Origin of the sequence: Bacillus infantis, from assembly GCF_008180445.1 — a bacterium.
Lineage (GTDB): Bacteria > Bacillota > Bacilli > Bacillales > Cytobacillaceae > Bacillus_AB > Bacillus_AB infantis_B.
Window position 1 is genome coordinate 216,185 of record NZ_VTER01000011.1, and the last position, 17,378, is coordinate 233,562.

Below are 17,378 nucleotides of genomic sequence, written 5' to 3' on the forward strand. Positions count from 1 at the left end.
CTGGCTGCCGCCAGGCCTTGCTGTCTCTTAGCCGGCAGCTTCTTTCTCCTTGCTGGCCCTGCCGATGAACGATTTTTCCATCCATACTTTGGAGCGCCATCGCCAAAGCATAAGGATGCCCCTCAGCCATTCATCTGCAATGAAGGCGATCCATACCCCGATAAGCCCGAGTCCGAAATGGATCCCGGCGATATAAGAAATGGTGACAGACACACCCCACATGGAAAGGATGCCCATATAGACAGGGAACTTTACATCGCCAGCTGCCCTTAGCGAGCTGATGACGACCAGATTGAAGGAGCGGCCGGGTTCAAGGATGATGGTCAAAAGAATCAGCGTGCTTCCAACTTTGATGATATCCTGATTATCCGTAAAGATGCCCAGTAATGAATCAGAGAAAAAGGTGAAAACGACAGCTGCTCCCACTGAAATCGCAATAGCGAGCTTCAAGCTTCTGATGCACCTTTTATAGGCCGATGCAAATTCTCTTGCCCCGATCATATGCCCGATCATGATCTGGGTTCCCTGGCTGATGGCGAGGCTGAATAGAAAAATGAACATCATCAGATTCTGGGCATAAACCTTCGCCGTCAAGGCTTCTGTTCCAATCATTGCCACAAAATAGGTGATGACCATCTGGGAGGCATTATAAGACAGCTGCTCGCCGGCAGAAGGGATGCCGATTTGCAGAAGATTCCGCAGATGTTCCTTCGGGAAGCGGAAAAGGAGCCTGAAGGGCAGTTCTCCTTCCGTACGCCTGATCAGCACCAGGATGGAAGCAGCAAGGCCGATCGATCTGCTGACAGCAGTAGAGATGGCCACACCTTCCACGCCCAGTACAGGAATCCCAAAAGGGCCGAAGATGAAAAGATAATTTCCAATAACATTCAAAATATTCATCCCGATGGTTATATACATAACATCTCTTGTGAATCCGTAGCTTCTGATGACGGCCCCGATGGTCATGATGAGTGCCTGGACAAAGGAAAAGCCGCCGACAATTACAAGATAAATGTTTGCTTCTTCCATCAGTTCCGGAGGCAGATCCATCAGCTTCAGCAAAGGCTTGCCAAAAATGATCAAGACTGCGCTGAGCAGTATGCCGAAGCAAAGGTTGGTCCCAAGGGATACCACCGATATTTCACCGGCTTTTCCCGGCTGTTTTGCCCCCAGGTTCTGGGCAACCAGGATGCTAGTGCCTGTTGCTACAAATCCAAACATTACAATGATGAGGGACAGGATCTGGTTTGAAACGCCGACGGCAGCTACAGAGTTATCAGAATACTGGGACAGCATAAGCGTGTCAGCATTCCCCATCAGCATATGAAGCAGTATTTCAATGAAAATAGGCCAGGTGAGGGCAAATAAAGTTAAATTCTTTTTCGGTTGTTTCATATTGCATATCTCCTAAACAATTCGGTGTGATTCTTTGAGATAAAAGAGCGCCTCCCCGGGAAGTCATTATGCGCAAAGAAAGGGCTGGCAGAGGTGCCAGCCTTATAAATTGTGGTTTGAAATTTTTAAAGCTCAAAGGACAATATGGCCGCCCCGTAGCCTTCCAATTCTGCAGACAGGGAATCTGCTTCAGCTGCATACTCTTCATCCGTCAGCAGATCAATGATTTTTTTCCCTTTCAGGGGAAATGGGAGGGAGAATGAGGCTTCTTCACTTGAAGCATTTAAGAGAATCACAATCTTCCTGTTTCCCGAACTTCTGGCAAATGCAGCAACTGTACTCTCTTCAGGAAGCTCCAGAAACTCCAGAGCTCCCTCATTTGCCAGCAGGGGCTCTGATTTGCGCAACTGAATGAGTTTTTTTGTGTGTTCGTACATTTCCATGCTGTATTCTTCTTCATCCCATGGCATGCATTCCCGGCATCCCGGGTCCATGCCGCCGGAAAGTCCCACTTCATCTCCGTAATAGATGCAGGGAGTCCCGATATAGGTCATCATGAATGTGAAAATCAGCTTTGCCTTTTCAAGAGATCCCCCGCACTCGGTCAGAACCCTTGGAGTATCGTGGCTTCCAACCAGATTGAAAGCAGCCTCGTTAACATTATCCGGATACATATGGATAACAGAGACCATATTTTCCGCAAATTGGCGGGGGCTGATTGCTTCTTTAGCAAATAGATTAAGGACATTTGTCAGGAATGGGTAATTCATAACAGCATCGAACTGGTCGCCCCTGAGCCAAGGCATGCTGTCATGCCAGATTTCCCCGAGGATATAAAGATCCGGTTTGATGCTCTTCACTTCAGCACGGAATTCGCGCCAGAACTGATGATCGATTTCATTGGCAACATCCAGCCTCCAGCCATCGATATCGAATTCCCGGACCCAATAGCGACCAACCTCCAGGAGGTATTCCTTTGTTTCCGGATTTTGCGTATTGAGCTTTGGCATGGACTCGACAAACGCAAAGGTGGAATAATTTGGACGTTCTCCGCCTTCCAGCGGAAATTCTTCAGCATGGAACCAATCTTTATATTGAGATTCTTCGTGGTTCTCCAGAAGATCCTGAAAAGGGGCAAACTGATAGCCGCTGTGATTAAAAACAGCATCGAGCATGACTTTGATTCCTTTTTCATGGCAAATCTTCACAAGCTCGCGGAACGTTTCTTTATCCCCGAACTGGGGGTCGATTTCATAGTAATCTATTGTATCATATTTATGGTTGGAGTATGCCTTGAATATGGGTGTGAAGTAAATCCCGGTAATACCCAGTCCGGCAAGGTAATCTATATGGTCAATGATTCCCTGGAAATCGCCGCCAAAGAAATTATCAGGCTGGGGCTCCTCGCTTCTCCATGGCTTCGTATCCGGGGGATTCAAGGATTCATCAGCATTAGCGAATCTTTCCGGGAAAATTTGGTACCATACCGTATCCTTCACCCATTCCGGAGCCCTGAAAACCTCGCTTGCGTGCAGGTATGGGAAGCAGAAGAGGCTGCCGGGATCTTCAGGAACCTTGTCAAAGAAGCCTTTTTCTGTATAAACGGCCTGCTCTTCCCCGGACTTCAGGCAAAAGCCGTATCTTGTCCTTTTAAACTCAGGCTCGGGCTCAGCCAGCCAGTAATCAAATAATTGGTCGGATCCCGTTTTTTTCATCGGGATCCGGCGGCTTACCCAGCCATCTTCATTCCATTCATATTGGTCTCCGTAAATCAATTCAGCTTCCTCAATATTGCCTTTCTTGGATTTCAGCCTGATATGCAGTATGTTTTCGCTATAGGCATACGCAAAGCTGTCAGCAGGCTGGTGAAATATTGACGACCTTTCCAGCATATATTTTCCCCTCTCTTGTGCAATCGATTGCATCGCAATTGACTTTTTTAAAATTTATCAAAGAACGGGCTTTCATTCAAGCTGGAGCTCTTATGTCCGATATTAACTTTTTCGGCATAATGATAAAAAAAGGGGTTGTCAAAATGAAAATAGCAAGTATAATAAAGTTAAAGTTTGTGCAATCGTTTTCACAGGCGGCTGTCCTGAAAAGTACCAGCGGTTATTTTTTTCAAATAACCTGATAACGCTTTCAGTTGCCTTTTATGCGGCGATTTGTGCAAACGGTTGTACTAGAAAAATATAATTTCTTTGGAGGGGTCAAAATGAAGAAGGCTTTATCATTATTTATGATGATCGTCCTGGTTTTTGGAGTGCTGGCTGCTTGCGGTCCTAAAGATGAAGAACCAGGCACTGCAGGAGAAAAAACAGAAGGCGGCTCGGACAAACCTGAGAAGCTGATTGTTTGGGAAGATACAGATAAAGGAGTCGCTCTTAAAGATGCGGCAGACAAGTTTGAAGCAGAACACGGCATCAAAATTGAATTCAAGGAATTGAATATCACAAAGATGCAGGAAAACCTTGCACTGGATGGCAATACAGCCAATGCGCCGGATGTTATCACAATGTCTCATGACGGCACTGGACCTGCGATGGTAAAAGGGTATATTAAGGAACTTGAAGTTAGCGATGAGATCCTTGACCAATTCACTAGCTCTTCAGTAGATGCGCTGAAATATGAAGGCAAGCTTTACGGACTTCCGAAAGCTACTGAAACACCGGTTTTCATTTATAACAAAGCATTGCTTCCTGAAGTTCCGGAAAATCTGGAAGATCTTTATACTAAATCACAGGAAGTAACAAAAGACGGCAACTACGGATTCCTGGCAATCTGGGATGATTTCTATCATGCACACGGCGTATTCTCCGGATTCGGCGGATATGTATTCGGCGAGAAAGACAGCAAAGTGGATGTGACTGATATCGGCCTGAATAACGATGCTTCTGTAGAAGCAGCAGATTATATCAAAAAGTGGTATGCAGAAGGGTTATTCCCGAAAGGCATCATCGGAGAAAAGTCCAACGACAATATGAACGGTCTTTTTAAAGAAGGAAAAGCCATTGCGGTTCAAAACGGACCTTGGGCATTCCAGGATTATAAAGATGCTGGCATTGATTATGGAGTAGCAGCTATGCCTAAGCTTCCAAATGGCGAGCCTGTTAAAACATTCATGGGTGTTAAAGGCTGGTTTGTTACAAACTTCAGCAAAAACCAGGAATGGGCACAGAAATTCGTTGAATTCATTACAAATGAAGAAAATGCCAAGAAGCGTTTTGAGCTGACTGGAGAAATCCCGCCGCTGAAATCATTGATGGAAGATCCTGAGTTCGTTAAAAACAACGAAGGTGCTGCAGCAGTTATGGCGCAGTCACAGTATGCTGTTCCAATGCCAAGTGTACCGGAAATGGCTGAAGTTTGGGATCCTATGAAAAAAGCGGTAGAAACAATCATTACTGGTAAATCAGAATCCAAAAAAGCGCTCGATAATGCTGTTAAGACTATTGAACAGCAGATCGAAGCGAACCACAGCGGAAACTGATCTATAGCAATAAAGGGAAAAGGCGGTACTCCTTGGTGGAGTACTGCCTCCCATTTTATTAAGCGTCAAAGAGAGCAGGGTTATAGAAATATATATTCCAATAGGCATAGCTTTGGCTCTTTAGAAAGACAATAGTGCCGCAAAGAAAAATCCACTAAAAAAATCGCCCTTTATGGGAATCAGATAGAAAGGGGCATCCTTTCAATGGAAGAAGCATACCGTTCAAACCATAGGAAAATTGCTGCAGGCCTGTCCATCATCCCGGGACTTGGCCAAATGTATAATAAACAATTTGTCAAAGGCATCGCCTTTTTAATTCTAACACTATCATTCATCGTTGCTTTTAAGGACTTCCTCAATATTGGCCTTTGGGGACTTGTCACTCTCGGAGAAAAGCTGCCGAGGGATAATTCCATCTTCCTCCTGGTATACGGAATCATTTCCGTCATCCTTCTTCTATTCGCGGCAGGGTTTATGTTCATCAACATCCTCGATGCCTATAAAAATGGAAAGAAACGGGACTTGGGCAAGCACCTGAGCTCGATAAAAGAGCAATATCATACATTGATAGATTCCGGTTTCCCATACTTGATGATCACTCCGGGATTCTTCCTGCTGGTTTTCGTGGTCATCCTGCCGATTGTGTTCGTGCTTTTGCTTTCGTTCACAAACTACAACCTGTATCATCAGTGGCCTGCGAAGCTGATGGACTGGGTGGCATTAGACAACTTCGCCAAACTGGTCACATTGGATATCTGGCGAGATACTTTCGTAAACGTATTTGCCTGGACGATCATCTGGACGTTCGGTGCGACAACATTCCAGATCGCCCTTGGGGTGTTCCTGGCAGTGCTTGTCAACCAGAAGGATCTGAAAGGGAAAGCGATCATCAGGACAATCCTGATCCTGCCATGGGCCGTACCGGCATTTGTATCCATCCTTATTTTTTCCGGCCTGTTCAATGAAACGTTCGGTGCCATCAATAATGTAGTCCTGGATTTCATTGGAATCGGTCCGATTCCTTGGATGACTGAAGCCCTGTGGACAAGGATCGCTCTCATCATGATCCAGACCTGGCTTGGATTCCCGTTCATTTTTGCGATGGTCACAGGTGTGCTGCAGGCGATACCGGATGAACTTTATGAAGCGGCAACAGTGGATGGAGCGACGATTTGGCAGAAGTTCAAGAATATTACTTTCCCGCTGATCATGCTGTCCATCGCACCGATCCTGATTACGCAATATACCTTTAACTTTAATAACTTCAATATTATCTATCTATTCAATATGGGCGGCCCTGCTATCTCAGACCAAAATGCAGGCGGCACCGATATCCTGATTTCGTGGATCTATAATCTGACTGTCACGAAATCTGAGTACGGAATGGCTGCAGCCATCACAATGATTCTATCTGCGATAGTCATTTCCGTGGCATTATGGCAATTCAGAAGGACAAAAGCTTTCAAAGAGGAGGATATGATGTGATATGACTACAAAAAAAGAAAAATTCATCAGGCTGTCACTGACCTATCTTGTCATTCTTTTTATGGCGGTCATCATCATTTATCCGATTCTTTGGGCCATTGGAGCATCACTGACGCCTGGAACAAGCTTGACCAATTCATCACTCATCCCGAAAAATGCGACATTTGCCCATTATAAGACGATATTCAACCCGGAAGAAAGCAATTATCTGATCTGGTATTGGAACACGTTGAAAATCTGCGTAATCACCATGCTGGCATCTGTCATCACCATCAGCTTGATGGCTTACTCTTTTTCACGTTACCGCTTTGTCGGCAGGAAAAATGGACTTACCACTTTCCTGATTCTTCAGATGGTGCCTAACTTTGCAGCATTGATTGCGATCTTCGTCCTTGCACAGGTAACAAACCTGCTGGATACCCATCTCGGGCTCATCCTCATTTATGTAGGCGGGGCCATTCCAATGAACACTTGGCTGATGAAAGGATATCTCGACAGCATCCCTAAAGAGCTGGATGAAAGTGCAAGGATGGATGGAGCAGGCCACTTCCGGATTTTCTGGCAGATCATCATGCCGCTTGCGAAACCGATTGTTGCAGTCGTTGCACTCTTTACGTTTATTGCACCGTTTACGGACTTCATCCTGGCAAAGGTCATGCTAAGAACACCTGAAAAATATACACTTGCCGTTGGATTGTATGAGCTTGTATCAAGACAGTATGGAGCCGAATTCACAACGTTCGCTGCCGGATCTGTCCTGATTGCAATCCCGATTTCAATCTTATTCTTATCATTCCAGAAATATTTCGTTTCAGGTTTGACTGCCGGGGGCACAAAAGGCTAATCTTAAAGGGTTAGTGACTTTAGAGCTGGGCTGCTTAAAGGGTTGTTTCCTTATGGCAGCTCAGCTTGATATTTAAGGAGGAGCGGAGATGAAAAAAGGAGTCATGGCTCTCATCTTAATTCCGTTTCTTCTTTTTTGCGCCCTACCGGTAGGAGCAGTTGAAAAAGAAGAGCGTAAATGGCAGGATGAAACAATTTATTTTCTAATGGTCGACCGTTTTAACAACGGCGATTTCAGCAATGACCTGGAAACAAAAGCTAGTGACCCGAAAGCTTATCACGGAGGGGACTTCCAGGGTATCATTGACGAGCTTGATTATCTGAAGGATATGGGCTTTACAGCCATCTGGCTGACGCCTATTTTCGAAAATGAAGCAGGCGGCTATCATGGCTACTGGATCAATGATTTTTACAAAACGGAAGAAAACTTCGGATCGATCGAAACGTTCAAAAAGCTTGTAGCTGAAGCCCATAAGCGTGATATGAAAATCATACTTGATTTTGTTGTCAATCATGTCGGACCCAATCATCCCTGGGTGAATGAACCGGACAAGCAGGACTGGTTCCATGAACAGAAGGAAATAACCAACTGGGAAAATCAGGAGGAGCTTGAAAATGGATGGATCTATAATCTTCCTGACCTTGCCCAGGAGAATCCGGAGACCAGGCAATATCTCCTGGATGCAGCCAAGTGGTGGATAGAGGAAACCGATATTGACGGATACCGCCTTGATACGGTCAAGCATGTGCCAGTTGACTTCTGGGAGGATTTCGCGAAAGAAGTAAAAAGCGCCAAGGAGGATTTCTATCTTCTCGGCGAAGTATGGACAGATGACCCTGCTTATATTGCACAGTATGAGAAAGCAGGGATCGACGGATTTGTCGATTATCCGCTGAACGGGCATCTGCGCACAGCATTTGAAAAGCCCGGGCAGCCCTTTGACTGGCTGTTTACAAGCTGGGAGAGGAATCAGGCCCAATATGATCAACCTTATTTAATGGGAACGTTCATGGACAATCATGACACCGTGCGTTTCACGCGCGATGCAGTCACCAATAATGAGCATCCGGGACCGAGATGGCGCCTGGCCCTCACATATTTGTACACGTCCCCCGGGATTCCCATTGTTTATTATGGAAGTGAAATAGCACTTGATGGCGGGGAAGACCCTGATAACCGCCGCCAAATGGATTTCCGGACAGACCAGGAGCTTGTGGAATACATCTCGAATATCGGGACATTAAGGCAGCAGCTCCCTTCCCTTACGAGGGGCACAATGGAGCCTTTGTACAATAAGGATGGCATGGCAGTGTACAAACGGACCTATGAGGATGAAACCACTGTCGTGGCCATCAATAATACCGTCAAAACACAGACCGTCTCCCTTGATTCCGGCCTGCTTGAAGGAGATAAGCAGCTGAAAGGCCTATTGGCCGGGGATCTTGTAAGGTCTGATGATGGAAAATATAAACTGATCGTTGACCGTGAGGAAGCCGAAATCTATGTGCTGTCAGAAAAGACAGGTTTGAATATCCCTTATCTGGCAGTAATGGGGCTGGTCTATGCAGCCTTCATCGTCTTTATTATCCTTCTTTGGAGAAGGTCGAAAAAGAGGAAGCCTGTCTCCTGACCCCATCCGGCACTGCCGGCAGCTTCCCGATCCCGGTCATATCAGAAGGGATTTGAAGGAGGAGTCGGCTACATGAATGATACAAGTTTTGCCATACATCCGGGAAAGAGCAGAAAGATAGAAAACAGTGATTACCAAGAAGCAGGAGATGTCCTTGCTATAGAAGAATGCAGGAATGGCCTGAAGGTCCGGACAGAAACAGGGGAACTCAGGATTGTATTCTACGCAAATGAAATTGTCCGCATCACGATGAATTTTTTTGGCGAAGCGGATGCGGGAACGAGCCCTGCCGTCATTGGCGGGCTGCAGGAAGTTGAGCTCGAATATCATGAATCAGGAGACCAGGCAGAGGTGAAAACCTCTTGTTTGACTGTCAAATTGATCAAATCCCCTCTTCGAATTACCGTGGCAGATGCAGATGGCAGGGTCTTGGCCGGGGAAAATCATAAAGGGATGGGCTATAAGCATTCTAAAGAGGTCATCTGCTTCAAAAATATGGAGGAGAGCGATCAATTTTACGGATTTGGAGAGAAAACGGGCTTTCTTAATAAAAGAGGGGAAAAGCTGGTTATGTGGAATAGTGACGTATATGCCCCGCATAATCCGGAAACCGATCCGCTTTACCAGTCAATCCCTTTCTTTCTCACCTTGAGAGAAGGGCAAGCCCATGGCATATTCTTCGATAATACTTTCCGGGCAGAGTTTGATATGCGCGGAGATGAGTTTTATTTCTTTTCAGCCGATGGCGGCCAGCTTGATTATTATTTGATGGCTGGACCTTCGCCGAAGGATGTTATCCGTCAATACACATCGCTGACAGGCAGAATGCCCCTGCCGGCCAAGTGGGCAATCGGCTATCACCAATCGAGGTACAGCTATGAAAGCCAGCAGGAAGTGATGGAGCTGGCGGCAGCTTTTAAGGAAAAAGGGATTCCGCTGGATAGCATCCATCTGGATATTCATTATATGGATGAATACAGGGTTTTCACATTTGACCGTGATAAATTCCCTGATCCTGAAAAAATGGTCAGTGATCTGAAGGGAATGGGCATACACATCGTTCCGATTGTTGATCCGGGCGTGAAGGAAGATCCGGAATATATGGTTTATAAGCAGGGCATCCAGGAAGATCTTTTCTGCAAATATCTGGAGGGGAATGTATATTACGGAGACGTCTGGCCCGGAAACAGTGCATTCCCTGATTTCACAAGCAAAAAAGTGCGCGAATGGTGGGGAAGCCTCCATTCGTACTATACAGAGCTTGGGATTGAAGGCATCTGGAATGACATGAATGAACCGGCGGTCTTTAATGAAAGTAAAACAATGGATTTGAAAGTCATGCATGATAACGATGGAAATCCCCGGACACATAAGGAGCTTCATAATCTCTACGGCCTCCTGATGGGGAAATCGACATATGAAGGCATGAAGAGAAACTTGAAGGGTAAACGGCCGTTTCTGCTGACACGTGCAGGATATTCCGGTGTCCAGCGGTATGCGGCCGTATGGACAGGGGATAACCGGAGCTTCTGGGAACATCTGCAGATGTCGCTGCCAATGGTTATGAACCTTGGCGTCTCCGGCATTCCTTTCTCTGGTCCGGATGTAGGCGGTTTTGCCCACGATTCCAATGGGGAGCTTCTTGCGAGATGGACACAGGCAGGCGCATTCACCCCGTTTTTCAGGAATCACAGCGTACTGGGGTCAGCAAGGCAGGAGCCATGGGCATTCGGGGAAAAATATGAGTCTATCATCAAAAAATATATTGAGCTCCGGTATACATGGATGCCCCATCTTTATTCTTTATTTGCCGAGGCTCATAAAAAGGGCACTCCTGTTATGAGGCCATTATTCCTCGAATTTCCGGAGGATGAGCATACCTGGAATCTATCTGATCAATTTATGATCGGCGACAATGTCCTCATTGCCCCGATCATGCAGCCGGGCACCTTCCACAGGGCCGTCTATCTGCCTGAAGGCATGTGGACAGACTATTGGACTGGCAGTACCTACGAGGGGAAAAAGCATCATCTGATTAAAGCTCCTTTGGAAACGCTGCCGATTTTTATCAAAAAAGGAACAATGGCTGCCCATGGGGAAGCAGGTGCAGCAGGTCCCCTGACACTTCATCTTTATTATGAAGAAGGTGCTGAATGCTCTTATACCCTGTATGAAGATGATGGGGAAACTTTCGCATATGAAGAAGGGGAATACAGGGAAATCTGCTTTAAAGTGAAGTGTGAGGAAGGGACGGTATATTTGGACTCTGCAAGCACAGGCATTTATGAGCCTGTCTGGAGCACTGTTCAGCTTGCCGTGCACAGCAGAGAAGATGTCCGGCTACAGAAAGGAAGCAGCACGCTGCTCCCTGAAAAAATTGAGGAAGGCCGCCATTATTTTATACTTTCATAAAAGAAAATAGCAGCGGTTTACTCTTATGGATAAGGGGGGAAGGGAATGGCAGTTACCATAAAAGACGTGGCAAAACTGGCGAATGTGGCCCCTTCTACAGTTTCCCGCGTGATTGCAAATAGCCCGCGGATCAGTGAAAAAACGAAGCAAAAGGTCAGGAAAGCAATGGAAAAATTGGGATACCACCCGAATTTCATCGCCAGGAGCCTTGCCAGCCAGTCAACACAGGCAATCGGGCTAATTATGCCAAGCTCCACTGACGTTGTATTCCAGAATCCATTTTTCCCGACTGTTCTGAGGGGCATAAGCGAAGGTGCCCATGAAAAGCATTATGCCCTTCATATGACGACAGGCAAAACAGATGAAGAGATTTATAACGGAGTTGTCCAGATGGTGCAGGGCGGAAGGGTGGATGGGGTCGTCCTTCTGTATTCAAAGATTGAAGATAAGGTCCTGTCATTTTTACAGGATGGACATTACCCGTTCACCGTCATCGGAAAACCATTCCGTGATGTTGAGGAAATCACACATGTTGACAACGACAATTTCCGGGCTGCGAAAGAAGCAACCGACTATTTAATTGAGCTTGGGCATACCCATATTGCCTTTGTGGGCGGGGACTTGAATCTGGTAGTAACTGTAGAGCGGCTCCTGGGCTATGAAAAGGCCCTGAGAGCTGCGGACATTGAGCTGGACAATGATTATGTCATCCATGAAGAATTCCTTAAGGAAGGCGGCCAGGAGGCTGTACGGGAGCTTCTTTCCCTTGAAAAGCCCCCGACAGCCCTTGTGGTGGCTGACGATCTTATGGCGCTCGGTGTGCTTAATACATTGGATGAGATGGGCATATCCGTGCCTGATGATATTTCTATCATCAGCTTCAATAATGTCCTTCTGTCAGAAATGTCCCGGCCTCCGCTGACGTCAGTCGACATCAATATCTTCGACCTCGGATACCAGGCTGCCAAAAGCCTGATCCAGATGGTGGAGGATCCGAAAGAGCCGACCAAAAGGATCATCATTCCGCATCAGATCATTAAAAGGCATTCCTGCAGTGTTACTGTAAAATAAAATACTAAAGCCGTTCCCCGGGGATTCTGCCGGGGCGGCTTTTTTTAGTTTTTAGCTCTATTAATGTTCAATGTTAATAATACCTATAATGGAACTATATGATTTGCGGATGTTTGGTTTTGCAATATTCTCTTGTTAAACTGGGACCCGACAGGCAAACTCTATTTAAGAGCAGTCCGCGCCCACCAAAATAGGGAGCGGACCTTCCCGGACCTGAATGAGGGAATCGGGGACAGGCAGAAAATAAGCGGAGAAATTCCCCCTAATATCAAAAATATTCTAAAAACAGCTCAAATAGAGGGAAAAATTCCGGCTATCGACTTAAAAAGCAGGAAAATGGGCAACTTCCCTCCGCTTAACCGGAAAATCTCCCCTTATTTATTCCCACCCGTGCCATATTCAGCAGTTTAACAGGAAAATCTCCGCTTATTTTAAGGCTTGCTGGTCACTCAAATAAGGATAAGACTTAACAATAGACTTTAACAGAGCTTAGTTATTAAGAGAAAAATGCAGTTTCATATGGTGAAATCTGGAGGGTCTGACGGGGATTCAGGGAGGATACCGCTTGTTTTTACTCACAGCGCATAAAAAAACCAGCCGGAGGGCGTCTGGCATCCGGCTGGTTTTCTGTTATTTTCTTCGTTTGTTATGGCTGGTTCTGGTCAAGCCGCCTCCGCTTTTCTATTGTCCAGCTCCGGCGGCTAGAGCCTCGAGTCATAAGCCACTTCAGGATTAAAGGCAAAGAACGCCTTCTATCCTAAAGCGTCTTATGCTTGAGGCCCACAGGATGTGGGTCATACAGACGTTGCCACAGGACGTGGCGTTCTTAGTCTGCGTTCCTTAGTGAGCAAGCGCCCTCCGCTTTTCTATTGTCCAGCTCCGGGCGCTAGCCCCTCGAGTCATAAGCCACTTCAGAATTGAAGGCAAAGAACGCCTTCTATCCTGAAGCGTCTTATGCTTGAGGCCCACAGGATGTGGGTCATGCAGACGTTGCCACAGGACGTGGCGTTCTTAGTCTGCGTTCCTTAGTGGCAAGCGCCCTCCGCTTTTCTAGCCATTAACAACCTTCCCGCCGTTGATGTGGAGCATTTGGCCGGATACGTAGGAGGAGTCGTCACTTGCAAGGTATACATAGCCTGGTGCCAGTTCGTACGGCTGGCCGGCTCTGCCGAGGGGTGTGTCAGTTCCGAATTTGGCAACATCTTCCTCTGTGAAGGTGGAAGGAATGAGCGGCGTCCAGATTGGGCCTGGTGCAACGGCATTGACTCTGATCCCTGAATCGGCCAGGTTTGTGGACAGGGATCGGGTGAAAGTGACGATCGCTCCTTTTGTGGAAGAATAGTCAATCAGCTTAGGATGTCCTGCATACGCTGTGATGGAAGCCGTATTGATGATAGAGCTTCCTTTGTCAAGATGCGGCAGTACAGCCTTAGTCAGGTGGAACATAGAGAAAATATTTGTCCTGAATGTCTTTTCAAGCTGTTCAGTGCTGATATCAAGCAGGCTTGTCTGCGGATGCTGCTCACCCGCATTATTGACAAGGATATTTACCTTCCCGAACTCATCCAGCGTCTTGGAGACCACTTCCTTTGCAAAGCTTTCGTCTCCAAGGTCGCCGGCAAGCAGAAGGCATTTGCGGCCGGCTGCTTCGACTTCCTGTTTCGTTTCCTTTGCATCTTCAGTTTCTTCCAGATAAACAACAGCAACATCAGCACCTTCTTTTGCAAAATAAATAGCAACAGATTTGCCGATTCCGCTGTCTCCTCCAGTGACAATGGCCACTTTGCCCTCAAGTTTCCCTGAACCTTTATAATTCGGGTCGATATAAGAAGGCTCAGGGGTCATTTTATCCTCTACCCCCGGCTGCTGATTCTGGTGCTGAGGGATGAATCCGTTCTGATTATCTTTCTGTTCGTTCGCCATTGAGCAAAACCTCCAATTTTTAATAGATATTAGGTGTATTCCATGCTAGTATGTGATAAAAACATGGAAAAAATTTCTTGTGTCAAAAAGGGGAGATCATTATTATGGTAAAAATCAGGCGGGCCGGGCGGGAGGATGCTGAAAAGCTGCTTCTCCATACACGGCAAATTTTGCAGGAATCAGAGAATATGCTGACGGTGCCAGAGGAATTTCAGGCAACCGTTGAAGATGAGAGGGAATGGATCGTTGATCATGAACGGCCGGGGAATCTGCTTTTGACTGCCTGGAGCGGAGAAGAGCTTGCCGGTGTTTTGAACTTTACCCGGAAAGCACGCAAGAAAGTCAGCCACATCGGAATGTTCGGCATATCCATTAAAGAAAAATATTGCAATCAAGGCATCGGGAAACAGCTGATCGGCACCTGCCTGGAATGGGCAAAAGCGGAGCCGGGCATTGAAAAAGTATGCCTGGAAGTGTTCTCACATAATGAACGGGGCATTCATCTATATAAAAAAATGGGATTCCAGGAGGAAGGCAGAAGGATCGGGCATGTGAAGAATTGTGACGGCTCCTATTCTGATGAGCTTTTGATGTATGTGTTTGTAAAATAAAATAAAGATCCCCGGCATGCCTCTGGCATCCGGGGATCTTTACTAAACAAGCGCCTTCCGCCTGCTCGTCTTAAGCTTGAGGCCCACAGGATGGGTCATGCAGTCGTTGCCGCAGGACGTGGCGTTCTTAGTCCGCGTTCCTTTATCGAGCAAGGGTTTTCCGCATTTCATTTGTCCGGCTCCAGCGGCTAGAGCCTCGAGTCATAAGCCACGGCAGAATTAAAGGCAAAGAACGCCTTTTATTCTGCCGCGTCTTATGCTTGTCGGCTCTGGGCAAGCCGCTTCCGCACTTCGATTTGTCCAGCTCCAAAGCCTAGGCCCTCGAGTCTTAAGCCAATCAGATCAGAAGGTTAAAGAACAACCTTCCGCTCTGCTCGTCATAAGCTTGAGGCCCACAGGATGTGGGTCATGCGGACGTTGCCGCAGGACGTGGCGTTCGTAGTCCGCGTTCCTTTATCGAGCAAGGGTTTTCCGCATTTCATTTGTCCGGCTCCAGCGGCTAGAGCCTCGAGTCATAAGCCACGGCAGAATTAAAGGCAAAGAACGCCTTTTATTCTGCCGCGTCTTATGCTTGTCGGCTCTGGGCAAGCCGCTTCCGCACTTCGATTTGTCCAGCTCCAAAGCCTAGGCCCTCGAGTCTTAAGCCAATCAGATCAGAAGGTTAAAGAACAACCTTCCGCTCTGCTCGTCACTGCACATCGACTGTCAGGTCGGCTTCTCTTACAGCAGCGATTACCTGCTGAAGGTCGTCCCTGTTTTTTCCTGTTACCCGGACCTGGTCGTCCTGTACCTGGCTCTTAACTTTTAGGCCGCTGTTTTTGATAAGGGTATTGATTTTCTTTGCATTTTCTTTATCGATCCCCTGCATAAGCTTAGCGCGCTGCCTCACTGTGCCGCCGGAAGCAGCTTCGATTTTTCCATAATCAAGATTTTTGATGGGAATTCCGCGTTTAATCATTTTGCTGAGGAGTACATCCTTCAGCTGGTCAAGCTTATATTCATCATCCGAAATCAGGACAAGCTCTTCCTTATCAAGGGTAACATCACTTTTGCTGCCCTTGAAGTCATACCGGGTCTTGACTTCTTTCATTGCAATACTGATTGCATTTGTTACTTCAGATAAATCCACTTTGGATACAATATCAAATGAGCTTTCTTTTGACATGGTTAGACCTCCGTTAATCCTTATATTTAGCCGGCTGTATTGAAGCCTTTGGCCGGATATTTCCTAAAGCCGGCCGCTCCTTCTTCGAAACCGTTTTACCTTATTCGTTTATTATAGTAAAATATAGCAGTTCAAACAACTTTCAGATTGTCAGCAGACAATAAAGCCATTGAGGAGGAAATTACATGCCTTTGGCAGACTATATCGGACAAGTCACAACTTTAACCGTATCAAGAAAATCATCTTTCGGTTATTTTCTGACAGACGGTGATGAAGATGTATTATTGCAAATAAATGAAGCGGCAAAAGAGTATGAGGTGGATGAAAAGGTCGAAGTGTTCCTTTATACAGATTCAAGGGAACGCATCTCCGCGACGGATACCCTTCCGGAGATCCGTGTGGGAGTGTATGGCTGGGCAAAGGTCAGTGATGTTAGGGAGGATCTCGGCGTATTTATCGATATCGGGATCCAAAAAGAAATGCTTCTCGGCCAGGAAGATTTGCCTTTGCACCTGTCAGTCTGGCCGCAGAAGGGCGATCTTCTCTATATCACCCTCCGTGTTAACAGAAATAACCGTGTGTATGTGAAGCATGCGAAGGACCCGATTATCGAGGAGATTTCCATTAAAGCCACGCGGAAAGACTTTAATAAGAACGTCCACGGCCACATCTACAGGACCGCTAAAGTAGGCAGCTGGGCTTATACGGCAGAAGGATTCAAGGGTTTTATCCATGAGTCGCAGAGGAAGGCTGAGCCACGCCTTGGTGAAAAAATCGAGGGGCGGATCATAGATGTAAAGGAAGATGGAACAGTCAATATCTCCCTCTTGCCGCGCAAAGAAGAAGCGCTTGATGCTGATTCCCAGAAAGTCCTTTCTTATCTGGAAGAGCGGAATGGATCCATGCCTTATGGAGACAAAAGTATGGCAGACGAAATCCAGGACCGCTTCCAAATGAGCAAATCTTCATTTAAGCGCGCTCTTGGCAGACTGATGAAAGAAGGAAAGGTCTATCAGGAGGACGGCTGGACATATATAAAGCAATCATAGAAAAAAGCAAGCGCCGGGCGCTTGCTTCAGATTGTAGACAAAAGGCATTTCGAATGTGTCCATTCGAAGTGCCTTTTGAGTTTTTTCTTGTATTTCAAGAATATTGGTGCCTCGACGAGGCATTCTCTTAGACCATTTCTGGCTCTTTCCATGTCCAGTTGGCCATCTTTTTTAAATTCATGGCAGCAAAAGTAAGCATCGCCTGCATAGACAATTTTTTTAATCCCCTTAGGGTTGTCCATCGCATACCATGCTTTTCTTTTCCATCGGCGAATACTCTCTCGATGGTTTCTTTTCGTCTTT

General features: G+C 46.5%; 13 protein-coding genes. 8 read left to right on the plus strand and 5 right to left on the minus strand.

The features are described 5' to 3' along the window. Window positions 1-27: 27 nt before the first annotated feature. Both FZD51_RS20445 and FZD51_RS20450 read right to left on the minus strand, forming a co-directional pair. Window positions 28-1,395: an MATE family efflux transporter gene (locus FZD51_RS20445; protein WP_148976446.1), complete on the minus strand. Its 1,368-nt coding sequence runs from the start codon at window positions 1,393-1,395 to the stop codon at window positions 28-30. 125 nt (window positions 1,396-1,520) lie between these two features. Further along, a complete protein-coding gene (locus FZD51_RS20450) occupies window positions 1,521-3,284 on the minus strand; it encodes an alpha-glycosidase (RefSeq protein WP_148976463.1) in 1,764 nt (587 codons plus the stop codon). 326 nt (window positions 3,285-3,610) lie between these two features. Here FZD51_RS20450 and FZD51_RS20455 point away from each other — a divergent pair, with 326 nt between their 5' ends. The 6 genes from FZD51_RS20455 (at window position 3,611) to FZD51_RS20480 (ending at window position 12,327) form a co-directional block, all read left to right on the plus strand. Continuing rightward, window positions 3,611-4,885 (plus strand): extracellular solute-binding protein, encoded by a 1,275-nt coding sequence (locus tag FZD51_RS20455; protein WP_148976447.1) that lies wholly within the window; start codon window positions 3,611-3,613, stop codon window positions 4,883-4,885. A 204-nt stretch (window positions 4,886-5,089) separates the two neighbouring features. After that, window positions 5,090-6,370, plus strand: coding sequence for a carbohydrate ABC transporter permease (locus tag FZD51_RS20460; protein ID WP_148976448.1), 1,281 nt, complete (start codon window positions 5,090-5,092; stop codon window positions 6,368-6,370). Window position 6,371: 1 nt separating this feature from the next. Beyond that, window positions 6,372-7,214, plus strand: a complete 843-nt coding sequence (locus FZD51_RS20465) for a sugar ABC transporter permease (RefSeq protein WP_094768262.1) — start codon at window positions 6,372-6,374, stop codon at window positions 7,212-7,214. Between the two features lie 88 nt (window positions 7,215-7,302). Beyond that, entirely contained in the window at window positions 7,303-8,844 is a 1,542-nt protein-coding gene (locus tag FZD51_RS20470) for an alpha-amylase family glycosyl hydrolase (protein WP_148976449.1), read from the plus strand. Between the two features lie 72 nt (window positions 8,845-8,916). Then, the gene (locus FZD51_RS20475) at window positions 8,917-11,256 is read left to right on the plus strand and encodes a glycoside hydrolase family 31 protein (protein ID WP_148976450.1); all 2,340 of its coding nucleotides are present in this window, start codon (window positions 8,917-8,919) and stop codon (window positions 11,254-11,256) included. Window positions 11,257-11,301: 45 nt separating this feature from the next. Then, on the plus strand, window positions 11,302-12,327 hold the full coding sequence (locus FZD51_RS20480; RefSeq protein WP_148976451.1) for a LacI family DNA-binding transcriptional regulator: 1,026 nt from the start codon (window positions 11,302-11,304) through the stop codon (window positions 12,325-12,327). 1,050 nt (window positions 12,328-13,377) lie between these two features. Here the strand turns inward: FZD51_RS20480 and FZD51_RS20485 are convergent. Next, complete coding sequence (locus FZD51_RS20485) at window positions 13,378-14,250, minus strand: SDR family oxidoreductase (protein WP_094768259.1); 873 nt, start codon at window positions 14,248-14,250, stop codon at window positions 13,378-13,380. Between the two features lie 104 nt (window positions 14,251-14,354). On the opposite strand from FZD51_RS20485, the gene FZD51_RS20490 reads away from it, so the two are divergent. Beyond that, window positions 14,355-14,861, plus strand: a complete 507-nt coding sequence (locus FZD51_RS20490) for a GNAT family N-acetyltransferase (protein ID WP_148976452.1) — start codon at window positions 14,355-14,357, stop codon at window positions 14,859-14,861. Between the two features lie 688 nt (window positions 14,862-15,549). Here FZD51_RS20490 and FZD51_RS20495 read toward each other — a convergent pair. Then, complete coding sequence (locus FZD51_RS20495) at window positions 15,550-16,026, minus strand: YajQ family cyclic di-GMP-binding protein (protein WP_148976453.1); 477 nt, start codon at window positions 16,024-16,026, stop codon at window positions 15,550-15,552. Window positions 16,027-16,211: 185 nt separating this feature from the next. On the opposite strand from FZD51_RS20495, the gene FZD51_RS20500 reads away from it, so the two are divergent. Beyond that, a complete protein-coding gene (locus FZD51_RS20500) occupies window positions 16,212-17,075 on the plus strand; it encodes a CvfB family protein (RefSeq protein ID WP_148976454.1) in 864 nt (287 codons plus the stop codon). A 127-nt stretch (window positions 17,076-17,202) separates the two neighbouring features. On the opposite strand, the gene FZD51_RS20505 is transcribed toward FZD51_RS20500, so the two are convergent. Then, on the minus strand, window positions 17,203-17,378 hold a 176-nt coding region (locus FZD51_RS20505; protein ID WP_187445840.1), incomplete at its 5' end, for a transposase.

What these genes read in the sequence shown, in the direction of transcription:
- FZD51_RS20445 (WP_148976446.1), bottom strand. Translation starts at nt 1,395, where the DNA reads ATGAAACAACCGAAAAAGAATTTAACTTTATTTGCCCTCACCTGGCCT.
- FZD51_RS20455 (WP_148976447.1), top strand. Translation starts at nt 3,611, where the DNA reads ATGAAGAAGGCTTTATCATTATTTATGATGATCGTCCTGGTTTTTGGA.
- FZD51_RS20460 (WP_148976448.1), top strand. Translation starts at nt 5,090, where the DNA reads ATGGAAGAAGCATACCGTTCAAACCATAGGAAAATTGCTGCAGGCCTG.
- FZD51_RS20465 (WP_094768262.1), top strand. Translation starts at nt 6,372, where the DNA reads ATGACTACAAAAAAAGAAAAATTCATCAGGCTGTCACTGACCTATCTT.
- FZD51_RS20470 (WP_148976449.1), top strand. Translation starts at nt 7,303, where the DNA reads ATGAAAAAAGGAGTCATGGCTCTCATCTTAATTCCGTTTCTTCTTTTT.
- FZD51_RS20475 (WP_148976450.1), top strand. Translation starts at nt 8,917, where the DNA reads ATGAATGATACAAGTTTTGCCATACATCCGGGAAAGAGCAGAAAGATA.
- FZD51_RS20480 (WP_148976451.1), top strand. Translation starts at nt 11,302, where the DNA reads ATGGCAGTTACCATAAAAGACGTGGCAAAACTGGCGAATGTGGCCCCT.
- FZD51_RS20485 (WP_094768259.1), bottom strand. Translation starts at nt 14,250, where the DNA reads ATGGCGAACGAACAGAAAGATAATCAGAACGGATTCATCCCTCAGCAC.
- FZD51_RS20490 (WP_148976452.1), top strand. Translation starts at nt 14,355, where the DNA reads ATGGTAAAAATCAGGCGGGCCGGGCGGGAGGATGCTGAAAAGCTGCTT.
- FZD51_RS20495 (WP_148976453.1), bottom strand. Translation starts at nt 16,026, where the DNA reads ATGTCAAAAGAAAGCTCATTTGATATTGTATCCAAAGTGGATTTATCT.
- FZD51_RS20500 (WP_148976454.1), top strand. Translation starts at nt 16,212, where the DNA reads ATGCCTTTGGCAGACTATATCGGACAAGTCACAACTTTAACCGTATCA.